Below are 3,311 nucleotides of genomic sequence, written 5' to 3'. Positions count from 1 at the left end.
TAAGTTTTTTAGAAGCATTAATCTATGTTAAATGTCTTTAATTGCAATACAGTAAAAGTATGTATTGTGGTTAAGATAGTTGGCATGAGTATTATTAATTCAATAACTGGAAAACCAGTAAAAGATCCAATTGTAGCTAGGATGCTTGAAAGATGCCAGAAAGCAATTGACGAAGCAAAAAATAGTCCTCCTCCACCTCTTACTGAAGAAGAGAAGCAAGAATATTTTAGAAAAGCAGCTGAAGAGGCAAAGAAGTCTAATGAAGGCACAATTACACGTTTGAAAGATGAAGTTTATAACTAGTAAAAAAATCTAGCTTAAATTTTTCTCTTAATTTGATAAATTTTTCTAACTTTTTTAGTTCTACTGTTGATAGTGTGATTTTTTTAACTTATTCCCAGAATTTTTTTTAGTTCTTCGAGGTAGGGTTTAAATCTTGGTGTAGGATTTTGTGCAAGTGCTTTATAAAAAAGAAGTTGATATTCTTTTATTTGTTCTAGTTGAAGTTCTTTATATTGTGCTGGCAAAAGGTATTTTTGTAAGTCTTCTGAGAAAGTTTTTACACCAAGACTCATTTTGACAATTCTTCCAGTGCTATCTCTCCAAACTTTTTGTACTCTGGCTTAGTTAAAACATATTTGTCGATGAAATTTTTTAAAAGTTTCTTTATGAAAAGATTAGAATTTTTTAAAGACTTTGTAACTTCAACAATCTTGTTATAACCTCTTTTTTCTAAATATCTACAAATAATTACACTTAATGCATAACTCTCATCATTGTCTCTTCCACTGACATCTATTGCCTTTATAATATGTTCAGCTAATTCCGATTCAATCCAGAGGGGATCAAATTCAGTAATTATGTCAATGGCCCTAAAGTACTCTGCTTTGTTCAGGCTGTTATTTTGAACTTTATTCTTGATTATATCTAAAAAGGAGCCTCTAACTTTCCAGGTAAAATTTAGTAAACAGAAGTATGCATTTATAAAATCATTGGTTTTTATCTTTCTGATTTCCTCAACAGACTTCTTACTGAGTTCTAAAAACCACTCCTTCGCTTCAGGAATTCCAAGCTCCGCTGCAACGGGAATCGCATCGCAGGCATAGTCGGGGTCGTCTAAGAGTTTAACAACTGCTTCTGCAATTCTCTTCATATTGAATTCGTCATTATTTCTCTTTAAAATTTTATACTCACCTGTCAAAAGTGTCCTTCCTGGAGTCCTTTCAAAGTCCTTAGCTGGTGCAGACTCACTGTCCAAAACCATTTTTACATAGTCTAGTGCATCCGGATAATTCTTTATCCACCAAGAGTCTTCATGTGTTAATAGTTTTGCTCTTCTTGTCATTTTTACTTCCTTGCTTCGATCTTTACAATTATTCCATCAGAAGGTAGTGCAGAGAATTTCTTTACCATCCACTCCTTAAAACCTCCTATTGTAATTCCTGACAGCCAATCTGGATTTGGAAGTTTGAAATATTTATTTCCAAAAATAGCCATCGGTAATCTAAATCCATCACTTGGAAGTTTCTGAGAATCAACTATGATTTCTACCAAGCCATGTTCTATGTCTTTCAAATCTTTATCTAGCCCTAATCCCTTTTCTCCATTTATCTCAAGTGCTGTAAGTCCTTTTACGTCTTCAGCATTAGTGATAAAAACCCAGTTGCTTCTTGAGGAGATCGTGCCGATTAAAATATCTCTGGAAATTCTGTCAGCTTCCGAGGGAGGATTTATAATTCTCTGTATTATTTGTTCATCTGAAAGTGATTTATATCTTTCCGGTAAATAATAATCTCTCAATACCCTTGGAGTAACAAAAGTAGATACGTCCCGTGATTCATTAATCCTGGAAACGGTTTTTGCAAACTCTCCGTAATCTGCTCTGTTTGCAGAGAACCAGTCACTTAAGGTTTTGTAAGTATCATTTTCTTCAAGAACTCCGGTAATAGAACTAGCTAGATCTTTTCCAAGTTCTTCTAGTGCATTTGATGATTTAAGTTCAAAACCTTTCATAAATACTTCATCCTTAAGCGCATATTCTAATATTAGTGTGTTATTAAATTTATCTGTATCATTAATTATTAATTGAATTAATTGTTTGGCTTTCCCAAGTTTAGAAAGTTCTGTAACAGCAACTTCAAGCAACTGTCTCTCGCTAAACCCAAGTGTATTTATTATCTTTGCAAATCTTCTAAATTGATCTGCGTGTCTTTCTGTAATTATTAGTTCATAAATCTCATCACTTTCAAGTAATGCTTTTAACTTTGGAAAGTTTAGTAATTTGTCTGTTTTTATTAGTGATATAAACGTATCGTACTTAACGATTTGTCCAAGTGATTTGACTATGAGATCTAATCCTGCAAGTGCAATGAATGCTTTCCCTGCTGCAAATCCCCCTACCTGATATCCATTCCTTTTAGGCTCTGCATTTGCATATGCTATTGTTTGTGTTGTTACATCAATTGATGTTGCAACTGCTCCTACTATAAATAACTTCTTCGTAAGTGACTCTATAGCTTGCTTCGTTAATTTCTTCTCTGCTATATGTAATATCCCACCTCCTGCAAATAGAAATGAAAGCATCTTAGGATCTTTTAGTAACCCTATTACTGTTTGAACTTCATTAATTCCCCCATCTTTTAAACCAGTTGTAAAATCTTTGTATATCTCGGCATAAACAAGCTGTTGTTTGAATGGATCAAATAAACCGACTTGGCCTTTTAGACCTGCTTTTATACTTGTCTCAAGACTTGGAAATATTATTTCTCCATCTTCACTTATTGAAATGTCTGTATCAAAATTCTCTTGTAAATATTTTCTTGCCTCTTCAATCTTTAAATCAAACTCAGAACCAAATGTTTTAAATGCACCATCTAAATTTTCTGTATATGGTGTGTCTTTGGTTTCTTGTGAAATTAATTCTCCATATCCGCTATTTTGTAAAAACTCTCTTAATTCTTTTACAGAAATTATTCTTTCTTCACCCAGATATTTAAACTTTACTTTTGTATCTGCACTATCACCGATTTCAAATTTATCTTTTAGTTTTTCCCCTATCTTCAAACTACAACTATCACTTTCATCACCAGAAACTAAAGTAAATATCACTTCTGTATAAACACCCCATTCTTTAGGTACAGTAAATGTAACTATTCCACTTTTGGCCCAGTCGGTTTTGTTTTTTAATTCTGGTGGAAGTTGGATAAGTTTGTCTATTGTGCCGTCTGGTTTTTTACCATTTGCTGTGACGCTTACGGATTTGACAGACTTTAGTGTGTAACTTAGATCAACTTTATCGTTTTCATTTGCAG

General features: G+C 33.1%; 4 protein-coding genes. 1 reads left to right on the top strand and 3 read right to left on the bottom strand.

The features are described 5' to 3' along the window. Nucleotides 1-84 precede the first annotated feature (84 nt). Complete coding sequence (locus HYY52_02185) at nucleotides 85-303, top strand: hypothetical protein (GenBank protein MBI2995502.1); 219 nt, start codon at nucleotides 85-87, stop codon at nucleotides 301-303. Nucleotides 304-386: 83 nt separating this feature from the next. Here HYY52_02185 and HYY52_02180 read toward each other — a convergent pair whose 3' ends face one another. From HYY52_02180 to HYY52_02170, 3 genes are all read right to left on the bottom strand, one after another. Further along, complete coding sequence (locus tag HYY52_02180) at nucleotides 387-575, bottom strand: hypothetical protein (protein ID MBI2995501.1); 189 nt, start codon at nucleotides 573-575, stop codon at nucleotides 387-389. Continuing rightward, nucleotides 572-1,345: a hypothetical protein gene (locus HYY52_02175; protein ID MBI2995500.1), complete on the bottom strand. Its 774-nt coding sequence runs from the start codon at nucleotides 1,343-1,345 to the stop codon at nucleotides 572-574. The genes HYY52_02180 and HYY52_02175 overlap by 4 nt, the downstream gene beginning before the upstream one ends. A gap of 2 nt (nucleotides 1,346-1,347) precedes the next feature. Continuing rightward, a partial coding sequence (locus HYY52_02170; protein ID MBI2995499.1) for a hypothetical protein occupies nucleotides 1,348-3,311 on the bottom strand: 1,964 nt, incomplete at its 5' end.

This window comes from Candidatus Melainabacteria bacterium (assembly GCA_016193285.1).
Taxonomy (GTDB): Bacteria; Cyanobacteriota; Vampirovibrionia; order 2-02-FULL-35-15; family 2-02-FULL-35-15; genus JACPSL01.
The sequence above is the reverse complement of the archived record's forward strand: the minus strand, read 5'-3'. Positions and strand labels throughout refer to the sequence as shown.